Origin of the sequence: Hominimerdicola alba 8 (genome assembly GCF_000178155.2) — a bacterium.
GTDB classification, from domain to species: Bacteria; Bacillota; Clostridia; order Oscillospirales; family Ruminococcaceae; genus Hominimerdicola; species Hominimerdicola alba_C.
The window spans coordinates 155438-171813 of the sequence record NZ_ADKM02000075.1 but is presented as its reverse complement, the minus strand read 5'-3'; the positions used below and the strand labels follow the sequence as shown (position 1 = coordinate 171813).

Here is a 16376-nt window from a genome sequence, read left to right as displayed (position 1 = left end):
AAAAAAACGTCTCTCTTCGGAGGGACGTTTTTTTGATTACAGCAGTATAGTACCATAAGCGTAGAACACATAGTCGTACATAATTATCCGTAATTTTTTTCGGATAAGATTGATTTTTCCTAGTGTATGTGATATAATACAATTGTTATATAGGGAGTCATTTAGTTAGGAGGATTTTATATGATTACTTTCTTTTCTGTAAAGAATTTTCGCCAGTTTAAGGATGAATTAGTATTTGATTTTTCCAGTATCAGAGATTATTAGTTTAATACAGAATGCGTAAAGGATCATCTAAATGAAAAATCCGACTGTAACTTCGATATGAAAATATTAAAGATGCCTCGACAGTTTGGGGCAAAGTTGGATATTCTGTTTGTGGCTATCATTTTTGCCCTGAATGTGATTATTGCCTATTGCCCTGAAAGAGAATAGGAAGGATGGTCGAAAGATAGATACCAGCGACCACCACCAAAAGCCCCCACAGTAAATTGCACTAAATTTTGATTTAGTGCAATTTCGTTTATACTTTCCCATTCTAAAAATTCGGAGTTTCTTTTTGCATCTCTTATTGCATATTATTACCGATCATCTTTTTTGTCTTGCGATACTCATTTGGTGATACTCCGTTTTTCTTTTTAAATTGGCGTATAAAGTGGCTGGTGTTGGGGTATCCGCAGCGTTCCGCGATTTCTGAAACAGATAACTCGGTATGTATCAGATAGGATTCAGCGCTTTCCATTCTCGCTGCAATGATGTCTTCTTTGCAGCTTATTCCGAATAATTCCTTATAGATCCGCTGAAAATGGCTTTTGCTGATACCAAGACTTCTTGTGATCGATCCTACGTTCCATTCATTTTGCGGCGAACCAAATATGCTCTCACGCAAAGTAGTGAATGTATCTCTGTAACTGAAAACGCCTGCCTGCATAGTAAGCATTTTTCCTTTGATATTCTTAACAGCTGTATCCATTATCCCCGATATACTGAATATATCAGCGGGTGAGATCTTTTCAGTCACAAAGACTATGTTTTCGGGTTCGATCACTACCGAACCTTTATATATATCATCAGTTTTGTCTGCAATATCTCCTGCCCAGTCACGATCAATAGCATTTGGTTTTGTATCACTGCTTACAATGGCGATCAGATCATCCTCGATACTTGCCAGCAGCATTTCTTCGGACGAAGCGATCCTGAGGGCATTGACGATAGCCTGAATAGGCGGAACAGGATATTTTTTCTTTTCATTTTTTATGTACGAAATTATCGTAAGAGTATGGACTGTTTCACTGTCATCTATTATGATCTGTGTGAGCCGCCCTATCAGACCGCGTTTGTTGTATATGCCGAGTATGGGGGCGTATTCCGAAATAGCATCTATCTGCTGATCGACATATGTTTTGTACATTTTATTCTGTACTATATTCAAGCCGCTGCTTACCGAGTCGCACCAATTCATCAGATAATCGTCGAGAATTATCTCAGCTGCATTTTTATAACTTAAGCATATATATCCAAATATCTGCCCCTTGTAGTGCAGCGAGGTCGCAACTGTCAGCTGAGGGCTGTGCGGCTGACTGAAAAAAGGCAGCAGTTCTGATGTAGAAAAAAACTGAAAAGGGATATTATAACAGTTATCTCTTATTTCAAGTCCAAGAAGCATATTTGACGACAACCCGCCTCGCCTGTAAAGAGCGGGATTTTGAAAATTTCTTTGCCAATCTTCACACAAACATATTTCCGCTCTGGTGAATCCCGGGATCATAAAAATACAATTTCCTGCTGTACGCATTACATCATCAGGGGTACTGCATTCCGAAACTTTACTGAGAATGTCTGCACAGCTGCCCAAGCGATAGCTTTGCTTTATCCGATAATATGTGCCTGCATAATCGCGTATCTTAGAGAGCGCTTTGCTTTGGTCGATACTGCTCTTATCCGTACAGCCACAGCTTTCCCCGATCACAAGTGAAAAATAATTTTTTGGTGTTTCCATGACTTCATTGCCCATGAGCTTTAGCAAAAGTTCGGCTGAATGTCTTCCGCAGTATCTTGCCTGACCTGCAACAGTCGTGATAGATACATACTCCGTCAAAGATATGAGATCGCCGTCACAGCCTGTGATCTTGATATCATCAGGTACACGGATACCATGTGATCTCAGTGTCCTGCAAAGTTCAACCGCCATGATATCACTAGCACAAACAACTCCGTCAGGCATCGGCAGCTTCCCTTCTGCAAGCTGAATACCTATTTCATGGGGGATATCACTCCAGTATTCACCATAGAAGATACAACTTTCGTCATATGGCAGACCTGCCTTATCCATTGCATTACGGAAGCCTGAGATACGCTGCTCCGATTTTTCATCGCCTTTATGACCGCCGATACAATAGAGCGTGCGGCAGCCATGTTTCTGTATAAGATGTTCGGCAGACATGTACAGAAGTTCACTTTCAGGCATGGATATCACAGGAAATTCACTCTGCTGATAGCCTATGACCACACACGGCTTTCCGTTCTTTCGCAGCATATCAAAAATACGGCTTCGCAGTCTTTCACTGCAAAACAGATCTGCTGAAAAAATAAAACCGTCAAAGTCTGATGAAACGATCAGATCATAAATGTTTATCAGTCCCCTGTTGTAATCCTCATCGACCATATCATTCATGAAGTTGATGATGCCTGACAGCAGAATAGTATCATAGCCATAACGTGCGACTGTTTTATGAATGACCTCTACCAATTCGACATCAAGATTATTTATCAGGTGCGGAACGATCAGACCTATTCGTCCTACAGCTTTCACAGCGACCACCTCCCTCTTATTATGATTATACATATTTAATTTAACGATGTCAATATTTATGTACATAAAAAAGTCTTATAGCGATCCAACTATTTAAATTCACAAAATCCAGTCGCAAAAGCTAGGATCTATGGATTTTGTGACTGGATTTTGTCTGAATTTTAAGGCGGATTGCTATAGCATATAGAAATGCAAGTATAGTCATAACTGCAAGAGTAAGAATACACAAAAATCAAGCTGATGTTTTGTCAAAATTGATAACTAAAATTTACGCATGGTGCAAAACGCATATTATTTGGTGCGAAAAATCATTTCATTTTTGATAATAATGTTATATAATGAACATGGTAAAGGTTCCAAATGTATATACAAGGAGGTCATTTGTATGAAACGTATTATTTCAGCTGCGCTGATCGCTGCAATGGCAGCAGGTACACTTTCGCAGTTCCCGATCAAGGCAGCAGCGGCAGGAAAAGTCTATGAATTGGAAAATGGAACTATCTATGATGCAGGCGAGAATGCGACCAAAGTCGTAACGATGACAGGCGCAAGCAGCGGAAAAGCGATCGACCTGAAAGACTCAGGCGACTCAGTTACCATCTCAGTCAATGCTGCGAGCGCAGGCATGTACAAGACGACACTGCGTTACAGTCAGCCATACGATAAAGGCGGCAAATACCAGAATCTTCTCGTTAACGGCACGAATATCGGACAGATATTGTGTGATTACACAGAAAAGAACTCTTTTGCAGAAGTCAGCACATCTGCTTACCTGAAAAAGGGAGAAAATCAGATCACCATTCAGGGGTCATGGGGCTGGACATATCTTGACAATCTGACAATAGAGGAGAGCGGCACTTCTAACGGAAATATCAGTACATCACTCTCAAATCCCAATGCTTCCGCGCAGGCAAAGTCACTTTACAGTTTCTTGTGTGATACCTACGGAGATCATATTATTTCGGGTCAGCAGGAGTCCACATGGATGGGCAGTGAGAACTATGAAATGGACATCATCAAGAGGGCAAGCGGAAGGTATCCTGCACTTCGCGGACTTGATTATATGGGCGATGATTTTTCAGGCTGTAACCGCCGCGCAAAAGCATGGTATGAAAAAGGCGGCATCGTTACGATATGCTGGCATTGCGGAAGTGATTTCAGCGGAAGTCACTCAGAGGCATTAGCAGATGACCTTGATTGGAACAAGGCACTTACTCCGGGAACAAATGAGTACAATAAACTCGTCGCAGGTATGGACAAGGGTGCTAAAGCACTTCTGGAATTGAAAGAAGCAGGTATACCTGTTATCTGGCGTCCTTTCCACGAATTTGACGGTAAGTGGTTCTGGTGGGGCAAAGGCGGAGCCGAAAACTTCAAAAAACTCTGGAAACTTATGTACGACCGCTATACTAATGTATGGGGGCTTGACAATCTGATCTGGAATCTCGGTTATTGCGGCGATGTCAACAGCGGCTGGTATCCCGGTGATGCTTATGTTGATATTATCGGGGCTGATACTTACGTGGATAACACCGATCCGCTTGTTGCTATGTATCACAAAACAGCACAGGTCGCCAATAAACCTGTCTGCCTGCACGAGAACGGTCCTATCCCCGATCCCGATAAGCTCTCAGCCGAAGATTCTGACTGGCTGTGGTTTATGACATGGCACACATCGTTTATCGACAGTAATAATATCAATACTGCTGAGTATGTTAAACATGTATATAACAGCGATTATGTGCTGACGCTTGATGAACTGCCCGATGTATACCATTATACGTCGGCTAATAACACCAATGATCAGCCGCAGCTGCCTGATACACCTGTTGTGTACTCCTCAGGACACCCTAACAGCATCATCAGCCGCAATGTTCCGTCATATTCAAGTTCAGGCAGAGCCTCTGACGGAAACGACAACTACTATTATACCGAATGGTCTGGAAATGCACCTGCTTATCTTGCTTATGATCTTTCTTCTGTTCCCCAGTCCCAGAGAAAACAGGTGCTCGCGGCGTGGTACAATATCGGCACTTATGATAACATCGGACAATATGTCAATAAAAGCAACGAACCTGTAAACTATACGATCGAACTTAATAAGGCACCGGGCGGGTCTTATCCCAACGATGGTTGGGTGACTGCCGCAGAGGTCAAGAACAACCATTACAGTTCACGCCAGCATTATATCGATATGCAAGGCTACAACTGGATCAGACTGAATGTAACAAGTTCGGACGGCGGAAGTGTAAAACTGAATTTTGATGTGCACGATGCTTCTGACGGAGTATCTGACAGCTGGATATTCTTTGGCGACTCTATCACAGCGGGAAGTATGGTCAACTGTTATGGCACGAGTTTTGCTGAGTTTATGAACCGTATCGACTCAAAATATTATCCCGTTCAGCAGAATGGCGGTATCGGCGGTACTTTAAGTTCTGACGGCAGAAATGCGATAGATGGCTGGCTCAGTGACAATCCTGCAAAATTTGTCAGCATAGCTTATGGTACGAATGATGCGTGGGGCAATCCCAACAATGCGCAGAGGTATTATGAAAATGTAAAGTACATGATCGATGCTGTTATTGCAGCAGGAAAAACTCCTGTACTGCCAAAGATACCGTATGCAACAAATCAGGATGTCGGTGCAAACACAGGCTACTATAATGCAATGATCGATAAACTCTACAGAGAATATGGCGATAAGCTGGTTCACGGTCCTGATTTTGATACATTTTTCAGAGAAAACACTCAGTATCTCAGTGGTGACGGTGTACACCCAAGTTCTGATGGCTATGAAGCAATGAGAAAACTCTGGGCAGAAACCATGTATGCCAATGTATACAAAAATTCTCAGCCTTCTGCCAAGACCTATCCCGAGTCTATCCGTGTAAGCTACAGTTCTCAGTATCATCAGATCAGATTTACATGGGATGCAGTGGAGAACGCTCAGAACTACGGTATTGCTGTGTATCTTGCAGGCAAGTGGAGAATACAGACACAGACTATCTCTTCTTCTGCTCTTTCCTACACAACACCTAAGAACCTGACTCCCGGCAAGACCTATAAAGTCGCTGTAGCTGCTAAAGTAAATGGCACATGGGATGTTGCCAACGCTATCAAGAACGCTGTTACAGTTACAGTCAAATGACATGATTTCTAAGCCAAAACAAAATATACAAAACGACAGTTTTCCTTTGGTAAACTGTCGTTTTGTGCAAATATGACTATTTTGATGACACACCTGTAAACATAGTTCAGCGCAGGCAAAAAACTATTTCAGAGTTTAAGATCATTACATCGGCTGTAAAATGTATTGCCAGATCCGATAAATTGCGCTATAATGTTTATAAGATCCCAGTATTCAGAAAGATCACGATGAAGGGGGGAATATTCAAATGGCGATAGGACGTATTGCTGTTATGATCTCAGAGATCTTTGATCCTCTTGATTACGAACTGCTAAACGGCATTCATACAAAGGCGAGTTCGCTCGGCTATGACACGATATGTCTGACAGGTATCAGAGATGTGCGGCTCTCAACAAATAACAAAGTCGTTTCAGATAAAATGGATAATGTATATACCCTGATCCGTTCGGCAAGATTTGACGGGATCATATTTATAGCTGAGAGTTTTTACAACGCTTATACAGAGCAAACGATCTTCTCGATGCTTAGTCAGATCTCTGTGCCTTGTGTTGTTCTTGGAAGAAACAAGGACGGTTTTCACACGATACCTTCCGACCAGCGCTCGGTAATACGACGGCTTACAGAACATTTGATAGTGCAGCATAATTGCAGGCATTTTGCATTTGTAAGCGGATTTAAGGGAGAATTCAATTCAGAAGAACGCTATGCCGGATTTCTGGAAGCATTGTCAGATGCAGGGCTTGACTTTTGTGAGGAAAAAGATCTTTACTTCGGAGAATTCTGGAAACAGCCCGCAGAGCAGATCGGTAAAGAGATCGCTGCCCGCAAAGAAAATATGCCTGATGCGATCGTGTGTGCCAGCGATCTGATGGCTATATATCTGAGTGAGGGACTTATGTCTTCAGGCGTCAGCGTGCCTGAAGATGTAAAGATCACGGGTTATGATGGCGAGTGGTATGCTGTTCTGCATACACCTTCGATCACTACAGCGTCATGCTGCAAATATGATGAAGGTCAGCGCGCTGTGACAGAATTGTATCATTATATGACAGGAAAGGTTTCTTATGAAGATGATATTGCCTGCAAGATCTGTTTCGGTACAAGCTGCGGCTGTAAGCCGGATATGAAATATTCAAGCAGAACAGTCACGAAAAGAAACTGGATAGAGCGGGAACTGCTCAATATCATAGACAAACATCTGACAAGCGGACGGTATCTGAACAATGATATCTACGATCATGTCAGCAGAGCAGATACATTTGACAGTCTGATACAAAGGATACATGACAGCGCAGAATCATTGCAGGGCTGGTACAGGATAGCCATATGTCTATGCAGTGATTGGAGATTTGATTTTGATAGACCCGAAATTTACAGGAGAGAAGGATTTTCTGATACGATGCAGCTTGTCATAGATAATAACAGATATGCACCGAATATTGGATCTCAAAGTTTTCCAATAACACATCTTCTCCCGATGCTTGAGCAGGAGCATTCTCCTGTCCTTGTTACCATATCTGCACTCAATAACGGAGAGCAGATATTGGGTTATACGGCATTTTACTATAGTGATGTTGACAGTATCAATTACGATGCGCAGTTTATGAACTGGAACAACACAGCTGCAAGCGGTTTTCGTCTGATACAGCAGAAACTCTATCAGGAATACAAGCAAAGAAAGAATATCGCCTTTTCAACCATCGATCCTACCACAGGATTTTACAACCAGCGAGGCTTTTTTGAATTGCTTTCTTCAAGGAATGAGAGCGAATGTATCTTCTGGCTGTTTGGGATATATGAAGATAACGATATGCTGATTGCGCAGAATGATTATCACTTTTTTTCAACTACACTCAGGCTTTCGTCTGACCCCGATGAAGATATTGCCGCTTTAGGAAACCATCTGTTTGCTGTTGTGTTCAAAAAGAGCGGGATATCCGCAGTATCGTGGGCATTTCAGCGAATGCTCCGCTGCATGCGTGAAGCTGAACGACTTCAACCATTAGATCATCACAGCAGATTTCCGTGTGTGCTGTCGATCAGCGCTTTGCTTGACGGAACAGCTGAACAAAAGCAGCAGAAAGCCGCAGAATTGGCTGAAGCAGCAAGACAACGGTTGTGTTCGGGAAATCAAGATACTTTGAGATCGGATCTTTTATGGCTAAAGATACGAATATGGCTTCATCCGGAAGCCGATCTTTCAGTGGAAGATATGTCAAGGGAACTCCATATCAGCCCGACATATTTACATCGCATTTACAAGAAAGAATTCGGAATAAGTGCAAAAGAAGATGTGATCCTTGCGCGCATCGAAAAAGCCAAACAATTGTTACTGTCATCAGGGTTTTCTGTTAATGAGATCGCTGAACAATGCGGTTATCATGAACCAAGCCACTTTATGCGGCAGTTTCGTGACAGAGTGGGAATGACTGCAATGGGATACAGAAAAACCAATTCAAAATAATAAGTATGCCGCCGCTTGATGTATGGCTGAAAATAAATTAAGGGAACTGATGCGTAATTTACATCAGTTCCCTTTTTAATTCTGTTGTTATCTTACAGTAACTGTTACCGCGTGCTTGATAGCTTCCGCAGCGCCCCATACGCCGTTTACCTTTGCGGCGATAGCGACCTTGTAGGTCTTGCCTGCTGTGAGGTTCTTCGGGGTGGTATAGCTTGTGGCTGAACCCGCGATGCTCTGGGTCTGTATCCTCCACTTTCCTGCCAGATATACGGCAATACCGTAATTCTGCGCACCGCTGACAGGCTTCCAGTTAAACCTTATCTGGTGATAGTTTTCGTTATATTCAACCAGATATACCTGAGGATAAGCGGGCTCTGAAATAATGTTTTCAGCGGTGTCAAAGATAAACTTCTGACCATTGCCGCCCCAGTATTCCCACTGGCAGATATTTGCACCTGCGTCCGGGCTGATGTTGTAAACATCAAGACCTGCCTTGCAGTCAGATACAGCCGAAAGCACTGCCATATTGCCGTTTCCGTCATCGAGAATGCGGAATTTCTGCGAATTGCTGCCGTTGAAATCAGCGATAAGTATATCAGCACCGTTTTCGGAACTGCTGTTTGCTACGGTCAGCGCCTTGCCGTCAGCTGTACGCAGAGTGTACCAGCCTTCGCTGTCTGCTGTAACATTCCAAATCTGTTCAGTGTTATTCTGTTCAGCACTGCCGCTGTTTTTAGCGGTATCGGCATTGAGATAAAGACCGCTGTTCAGATTTTTGATAGTGTATGTGCCGTTTGCTACAGGGGTCTTGTCAGGCTCGAATATAAACTTCTGACCATTGCCGCCCCAGTATTCCCACTGACAGATATTTGCACCTGCGTCCAGGCTGATGTTGTAAACATCAAGACCTGCCTTGCAGTCAGATACAGCCGAAAGCACTGCCATATTGCCGTTTCCGTCATCGAGAATGCGGAATTTCTGCGAATTGCTGCCGTTGTAATCAGCAATAAGTATATCAGCACCGTTTTCGGAACTGCTGTTTGCTACGGTCAGCGCCTTGCCGTCAGCTGTACGCAGAGTGTACCAGCCTTCGCTGTCTGCTGTAACATTCCAAATCTGTTCAGTGTTATTCTGTTCAGCACTGCCGCTGTTTTTAGCGGTATCGGCATTGAGATAAAGACCGCTGTTCAGATTTTTGATGGTATATGTACCGTTAGATATCGGTGTTTTGTTCACGATATCTTCTGACGGAACGTAAGCTGTCTTTTTACTGCCCCAGATGCAGATGTTTATGCCGGTGGCAGTAAATGTCATTTTCTTGACTTCCTGCGCCGATTCGTCATTCTGTACGATAAATGCGCCCTTATAGGTCACACCGCCCCATGTGAAACTCATATACGGTGTACCGCTCTGGGTTATCTTCCACGTTGCACTTATATCACCCGTGACAGTACCGTCTGCATTCAAAGTGATATTGATCGGCTTTTCCACATCGGCTGACTGTTCGTTCACAAACTTCTGGTTCGGGTTATGCCAGATAAGTTCATAATCACCGACTATAGCTTCCTCTGTATGACCATTGGCTGATAAAGTTTCGCCTGAGTACTCATACGATGTTGCTGTCGGCCAGCCGTCTTCGTTCATTATCATCTGATGTACACGGACTTCATGTCCGCCATAGTTGTCATCAAATTTGTTGTGATAGATACAGAACAGCTTACCGTCATCATCCATAAGAACGGAGTTGTGACCCTGAGCAGTATTCGGCTGTGAATTGCAGCTCCACTGGTAATTGCTCATCAGGCGCTCACCGATATTGCCCGCAATGTTGTCACCGCCCTGCGCAAATACCGCCGAATTGCCGTTCTGGTCAACGTAGGGACCCTGCGGATTATCACTGCGGAAGATACGCATATTGTATCCGCCCTTGTTATTGAAATAACCATAGGATAAGAAAAGATAGTAATAGCCTTTTCCTGTTGCGGGGTCTTTCATATACTCAATGTACGGACCCTCACCCGATACCCAGTGACCGCCTGCTACGTGGACACCCATATATGCGTCGGAAAGTACTGCTCCCCCATTTGACTTCGTTTCATATTTTACGTTATAATCACGCAGACCTGTCTTTTCGTCCAGTTCCAGCATATATATTCCGCCAAACCACGAACCGTATACCATCCACAGCTTGCCGTCTTCGTCATAGAAGGTGCACGGGTCGATGGCGTTTGTGCCGTATTCAGCGTTCCACCTGCCGCTGCTGTTAAGGTAACGGCTGAGGTCGGGGCTGCTGCCCAGAACTTTCTGCACATCTGTATTCTTGTAGCTGTTGGCTGAATTGGCAGGTTTTGTTTCAAAGCCCGAATACACTATAGTTCCGCTGTATGAATAGGGACCCTCAACATTATCTGCGGTGCACAGAACAATAGATGAATGCCAGTCTACGCCGTTTACCGAAAGGTACATACAGTACTTTTTCATCAACGGATTATAGATTATATCAGGCGCCCACAGATTGCCTGAAAGGTCATAGTTCGCACTGGTGTTCGACCATTTTTCAGGTATTGCAAGATCGGTATAGATATTATTGAAAAAAGTAGTCCTCGTAGAACCAAGATATGAATTTGCAGCCGATGTCCAGTTCATAAGATCGGACGAGCGGGCGGCGCCGAGATGTGAACCAATGATGAAATAACTGCCGTCTTCCAGCTTGACGATCGACGGGTCATGAACAGATACCCTTGTGTAGTTTCCTGCACTTGCAGTCATAGAAAGTGCAGTCGTGCTTACCATGACCGATGCAAGTACCGAAGCGATGATACGTTTGAACTTCATGGATATTCCTCCTTAGTATGGTCAGTAAAATCAGAATTCTCTCTGCTATGATTATAATTGTACTTCAATTTAATAATTTTAACAATAGATTATTCTGCTATATTTATTACATATTCTGCACATTTCATCAATTTTGGTTCAGCGATCTTATAAGTCAAGACTCGATCTTGAATTCTTCAAGAATATTATGTTTTATATCGTTATAGATTTCAGCCGTTTGTTTATCCATAATAAAAAATTCATTTTCAGTATAGTCAGTATAATGCTCCTTCATGCTGTCAACAGTTCCTATATTATCTGTTTCAAGATCAAGGCAGCTGAATGTTGTCATAAATGTCCTGTATTTGGGTATGGGATAATAATCCGAAATTTCCGATTTTTCACAAAAGACTGCATATTTTTTTCCGGGTATCATAAGATTTCTGTGAAATGAGCCTGCAAACACAGCACCTTCTTCATCCTCTTTGATCAATAAAAAACTTAAAATATCTATGTCTTTGTTTAGAAGTGACTGATCACCTTTTATTACTTTTTTTACATTGACGCTTTGACTGAACATATCAGTATAGAATCTCAAATCGTTTTTTACCTCAACCACGAAGATATTAACATCAGAATGGGTCATGATAGTTTCACCGTTAAATATCCTGATCTGTTTATCAAGCAATTCGTCTTTGTCTACTTCATAATCTATTGGCTCAACATGATTATCACTCAGATATTCGACCATATCCTGATATGTTCTGATTTTATTAATAGGACCAATTTTACCTGAATGCGCCCATACTGCCGATATTATAGTAACCCGGTTCTTTTTCTTCACGTCCTACGGACTTTCCCCTTTCATATCCAGAATGACTTAATGATACTCTGTCGGGGAAAGGGATATTGTGTTTTTTTAGAATGGATTCTATGTCCTCGATCAGTTCAGTTACAAGAGGCTCAGCAACCTCAACACAAGAACCCTCACATATACTGCCAAAATCACTGGGGATCATCAGAACTTGACATAGTTCATCAGTACCATTGCCGTCTGTAATTCCTCTGAACAATGCAGTAATTTCATCATAATCATCTTTATTCAAATTCCCCTCATATGAACGCTCATTCGTTTCTTCATAGATGTCAAATTCAAGTATAAATTTCGGAACAGCTTGAGAGTATATATCCCACGATTCATTCCACCAATGATCCCTCCGAAGAGAGATGTTTGTGTTGCTTCCGAACTTGTCATTTTCAATGACCTCACCGATCTTACGACTGTCCTTAATGAGTTCAGCAAAAGTTCAGTCCCTGATACTGTGCATAGCTGTTTCAAGACTGTTCACATTAATGGGACAGCTTTTAGCAATAAAACGACAACATCTGCCGTTCTTTATAAAATTATCTGCATTGAAAGGCTCATCAGCATAAAGATCAATAGAAACAGTGCGGGCTGTCCGTTTTTTACAATATCTTGCCGCCGCCGACAACGTATTCGCCGTCATAGAATACAACTGCCTGCCCCTTTGATATAGCCTTGTGGGGTTTATCAAATTCGACTTTGACGGTGTTTTCATCGATCTGGAAGACTGTACAGGGAACATCCTGCTGGTGGTAGCGGGTCTGGGCGGTACATTTCAGCGGTGAAGTCAATTTATCAACGGTGATGAAATTCACCTCGCCCGCCGTCAGCGTTTTTGAGCAGAGTTGTTCAGCAGTACCCATTATCAGCTTGTTCTGTGCCATATCTTTAGACGTGACAAAAAGCGGTTCGCTGTATGATACGCCCACACCGCGCCGCTGACCTACCGTATAGTGTATAAGTCCCCTGTGCTTACCAAGCACTGTGCCATCTGAAAGAACTATGTCGCCCGCTGGCTGTTCACCTGCGGCTTCGGTTATAAACTTCGCATAATCACCGTCGGGGATAAAACATATATCCTGCGAATCGCGTTTATGTGCATTTATCAGACCATTTTCCTCAGCAAGGGCGCGTATATCGGTTTTATTCATATCACCCACAGGGAATATCGTGTGCGCCAACTGATGCTGAGTCATTCCGTAAAGCACATAACTCTGGTCTTTTGCGCGGTCAGCCGAACGCTTTAACAGCCATCGCCCGCTCGCTTCATCATAATGAGAAGTCACATAATGCCCTGTGGCGATATAATCAAAACCCAGAAGTTCAGCGCGTTCAAGAAATCTGCCGAATTTCAGATGCTTGTTGCACTCGATGCAGGGATTGGGTGTGCCTCCGCTCAGATAAGTGTTCACAAAGTCGTCCATGACGCGCATTTTAAATTCATCGGAGAAGTTGAAAACATGAAAATCAATGCCCAGCTTCAAAGCGACAAGCCTTGCGTCCTCAACATCATTCAGCGAACAGCAGTTTTTTTCCCTGATGCCTATATCTTCATTATTATATAGGTGCATAGTTGCACCCGCAACTTCATAACCCTTATCAAGCAGCAGCTTGACCGCTGCCGAACTGTCAACGCCGCCGCTCATGGCAGCAAGAACTCTCTTTTTTGTCATAAAATATCCCTTATTTATATAGTATAGTCATCTATTCCTTCTTCACGGCAGATACGCTGCCACATGGGCGACATACGCCGCAGCTTTTTCACTGTATCGGGCAGAACTTTGAGAATATAGTCAATATCATCATCTGTGTTATTATCGCCAAGTGTGAGCCTTAGTGAACCTTTTGCCAATTCTTCGGGCAGACCTATCGCAGTCAGAACATGTGACGGGTCGATAGAACCGCTGGTACATGCCGAACCCGAAGATGCAGCTATGCCCGCAATATCCAGCGCCAGCAGAAGGCTTTCACCCTCTATGCCGCGAAAAGAAACATTAACATTACCTGCCGCGCGGCACTTTATTCCACCGTTCAGACGGGAGTGTGGTATGGACGCAAGTATGCCGTCTGTGAGCCTGTCACGCATTTTTGCAAGACGTTCACTGCGGGCTGATATATCAGCAGCAGCCTCTGTTATCGCAGCGCCCATAGCGACTATGCCTGCCACATTCTCTGTACCTGCACGTTTGCCGCGTTCCTGCGCACCGCCGTGTATCAGCGAAGGCAGGTCTATCCAGCTGCGCACATACAAAGCGCCTACACCTTTTGGCGAATGGAATTTATGCCCCGAAAGCGACAGCATATCAATGCACGATTTTTGCAGGTCGATCTCCATGTGTCCCACCGCCTGAACAGCATCTGTGTGGAACAGCACTCCCCTTTCGCGGCAAATGCTCCCTATCTCAGATATTGGCTGGATACTGCCTATTTCGTTGTTCACAGCCATTATCGTCACAAGTGCTGTGTCTTCACGTATGGCATTGCTGACCTGTTCAGCCGATATAAGACCGTTTTCATCGGCAGGCAGATATGTCACCTCAAAGCCCTTACCTTCAAGATATTCACAGCTGTGCAGCACAGCGTGATGCTCAATATTCGAGGTGATGATGTGCCGATTGCCGCTTTTTGCACCCAGTTCAGCGCCGCCAATGACCGCCATGTTATCAGCCTCAGAACCACCTGATGTGAAAAATATCTCCGACGGTCTTGCCGCGCCCAGTACCTCAGCCACCTGACGGCGGGCATTGAGAACAGCTTTTGCAGCATCCATTCCCAGCGAATAGATGCTGGACGGATTGCCGTACTGCTCTTTTAAAAAAGGCAGCATGGCATTAAAAGCTGTTTCTGAAACATTAGTTGTCGCGGCATTATCCGCATATACAAAACGCTTTTCCATTACTCACCCACTACCTTGTCAAAGCATTTGCCCAGCTTTTTAGCTTCCTGCGAGCCTGTGACCGCCAGATGATCGCAGCGCTCATTTTCGGGGTGACCCGCATGACCTTTCACCCACACAAAGCTGACTTTATGCACTGCTAACAGCTGAAGAATGATCTCCCAGAGGTCGCTGTTCAGTGCTGGCTTTTTGTCAGATTTTACCCAGCCGCGCTTTTTCCAGCCCTCAGCCCAGCCCTTTGTTATGGCATTTATAACATACTGCGAATCACTGTACAGAGTGATCTCACAAGATTCTTTAAGTGCCTGCAATCCTTTGATAACAGCCATCATCTCCATGCGGTTGTTGGTGGTCTTGGGGTCGCCGCCGTAAAGTTCTTTGGTAATATCGTTAAAGCGAAGTATCGTACCGTAACCGCCCGGTCCCGGGTTTCCCGAACATGCGCCGTCTGTAAAGATCTCTATCTTTTTCATATTTGTTCTCCGTTTTCATATTTGTATAGTAGTTACCCACGAAAAATATTATACACCATATTCACGGATATTGCAAGTACTTTGAATGAACACTTTGCAGTAAATAATTTCGAGAAAAATGTAAAATACGCTTGACATTTGGTGTAAAGTGTGCTATACTTTCTATGTAAAGTTAACTTTACTCCTAAGGGAGGTCATACTGATTTGAAAAACAGGATACAAGAACTGAGAAAGGCAAGAAAAGTCACCCAGCAGGAACTTGCTAATGCGCTGTGTGTCACCAGACAGACGATAATCTCGCTGGAAAACGGCAGGTACAATGCTTCACTGGTTCTGGCACATAAGGCGGCACAATTTTTCGGCATGACGATCGAAGAACTATTTATTTTTGAAGGCGACGAAGATCTGAAAGGAGAATAACTATGGAAGAATTCAGAAAAAAAGTTCATAAACGTGTAGTGATAGATTCGCTGATATGCGGGAATGCCATTTTGCTTTACATGGCGCTTCTTTTCTTCACAAAAGGTGCGAGCGAATTTGGCCAGGGTATCTCGATAGGGCTTTTCTGCGGATTTGAAATTGTAGCTGTATATACACTTGCCAAAAACTTCACAGCCCTGCACAACGATGACAGGCTGAAAGAAATGTACATTAATGAGAACGATGAACGCAACCTCGCCATAGCAAAAGAAACATCGCAAAAAAGCTCTTTGATAACGGTTATACTGACTGCACTAGCTGCGGTGGCAGCAGGCTTCTTTGATGTTAAGATATGTCTGACACTTGTGGCTGCCCTGCTGTTGAGTGCTGTAGTGAATATCATCGTGAACATTTATTTCAATAAGAGAATGTAAGGTGAGAACTATGTTCAATGAATTTTTCAGCGCGGCTTTTACCTTTATTT

Annotated in this window: 11 protein-coding genes; 4 read left to right on the top strand and 7 right to left on the bottom strand. The window is 43.5% G+C overall.

Annotated features, from left to right (window positions below):
- Positions 1-565: 565 nt before the first annotated feature.
- Positions 566-2809, bottom strand: coding sequence for a substrate-binding domain-containing protein (locus CUS_RS08415; RefSeq protein WP_002849442.1), 2244 nt, complete (start codon positions 2807-2809; stop codon positions 566-568).
- A gap of 385 nt (positions 2810-3194) precedes the next feature.
- Here CUS_RS08415 and CUS_RS08410 point away from each other — a divergent pair, with 385 nt between their 5' ends.
- Both CUS_RS08410 and CUS_RS08405 read left to right on the top strand, forming a co-directional pair.
- Complete coding sequence (locus CUS_RS08410; protein WP_002849453.1) at positions 3195-5960, top strand: glycosyl hydrolase; 2766 nt, start codon at positions 3195-3197, stop codon at positions 5958-5960.
- Between the two features lie 247 nt (positions 5961-6207).
- Positions 6208-8424 (top strand): helix-turn-helix domain-containing protein, encoded by a 2217-nt coding sequence (locus CUS_RS08405; protein ID WP_002849240.1) that lies wholly within the window; start codon positions 6208-6210, stop codon positions 8422-8424.
- A gap of 87 nt (positions 8425-8511) precedes the next feature.
- Here the strand turns inward: CUS_RS08405 and CUS_RS08400 are convergent, their stop codons facing one another.
- The 6 genes from CUS_RS08400 to rnhA all read right to left on the bottom strand — a co-directional run bounded on the left by CUS_RS08400 (position 8512) and on the right by rnhA (position 15472).
- Entirely contained in the window at positions 8512-11259 is a 2748-nt protein-coding gene (locus CUS_RS08400) for an RICIN domain-containing protein (protein ID WP_002849330.1), read from the bottom strand.
- 154 nt (positions 11260-11413) lie between these two features.
- Positions 11414-12082 carry a hypothetical protein gene (locus CUS_RS08395; protein WP_157769510.1) on the bottom strand — a complete coding sequence of 223 codons (669 nt, stop codon included), beginning with the start codon at positions 12080-12082 and terminating at the stop codon, positions 11414-11416.
- A complete protein-coding gene (locus tag CUS_RS08390; protein ID WP_002849520.1) occupies positions 12027-12344 on the bottom strand; it encodes a hypothetical protein in 318 nt (105 codons plus the stop codon). Before CUS_RS08390 ends, CUS_RS08395 begins: the two co-directional genes overlap by 56 nt.
- A 361-nt stretch (positions 12345-12705) precedes the next feature.
- On the bottom strand, positions 12706-13776 hold the full coding sequence (mnmA, locus tag CUS_RS08385) for a tRNA 2-thiouridine(34) synthase MnmA (RefSeq protein ID WP_002849509.1): 1071 nt from the start codon (positions 13774-13776) through the stop codon (positions 12706-12708).
- 14 nt (positions 13777-13790) lie between these two features.
- The gene (gene nifS / locus CUS_RS08380) at positions 13791-14999 is read right to left on the bottom strand and encodes a cysteine desulfurase NifS (RefSeq protein WP_002849327.1); all 1209 of its coding nucleotides are present in this window, start codon (positions 14997-14999) and stop codon (positions 13791-13793) included.
- Positions 14999-15472, bottom strand: a complete 474-nt coding sequence (gene rnhA, locus CUS_RS08375) for a ribonuclease HI (RefSeq protein ID WP_002849294.1) — start codon at positions 15470-15472, stop codon at positions 14999-15001. Before rnhA ends, nifS begins: the two co-directional genes overlap by 1 nt.
- Positions 15473-15676: 204 nt before the next feature.
- On the opposite strand from rnhA, the gene CUS_RS08370 reads away from it, so the two are divergent.
- Entirely contained in the window at positions 15677-15892 is a 216-nt protein-coding gene (locus CUS_RS08370) for a helix-turn-helix transcriptional regulator (protein WP_002849335.1), read from the top strand.
- A gap of 2 nt (positions 15893-15894) precedes the next feature.
- Positions 15895-16326 carry a hypothetical protein gene (locus CUS_RS08365; RefSeq protein ID WP_002849388.1) on the top strand — a complete coding sequence of 144 codons (432 nt, stop codon included), beginning with the start codon at positions 15895-15897 and terminating at the stop codon, positions 16324-16326.
- Positions 16327-16376 lie beyond the last annotated feature (50 nt).

Coding starts and splice junctions, on each gene's coding strand:
- CUS_RS08365 (WP_002849388.1), top strand. CDS start 15,895: ATGGAAGAATTCAGAAAAAAAGTTCATAAACGTGTAGTGATAGATTCG.
- mnmA (WP_002849509.1), bottom strand. CDS start 13,776: ATGACAAAAAAGAGAGTTCTTGCTGCCATGAGCGGCGGCGTTGACAGT.
- nifS (WP_002849327.1), bottom strand. CDS start 14,999: ATGGAAAAGCGTTTTGTATATGCGGATAATGCCGCGACAACTAATGTT.
- CUS_RS08400 (WP_002849330.1), bottom strand. CDS start 11,259: ATGAAGTTCAAACGTATCATCGCTTCGGTACTTGCATCGGTCATGGTA.
- CUS_RS08405 (WP_002849240.1), top strand. CDS start 6,208: ATGGCGATAGGACGTATTGCTGTTATGATCTCAGAGATCTTTGATCCT.
- CUS_RS08410 (WP_002849453.1), top strand. CDS start 3,195: ATGAAACGTATTATTTCAGCTGCGCTGATCGCTGCAATGGCAGCAGGT.
- rnhA (WP_002849294.1), bottom strand. CDS start 15,472: ATGAAAAAGATAGAGATCTTTACAGACGGCGCATGTTCGGGAAACCCG.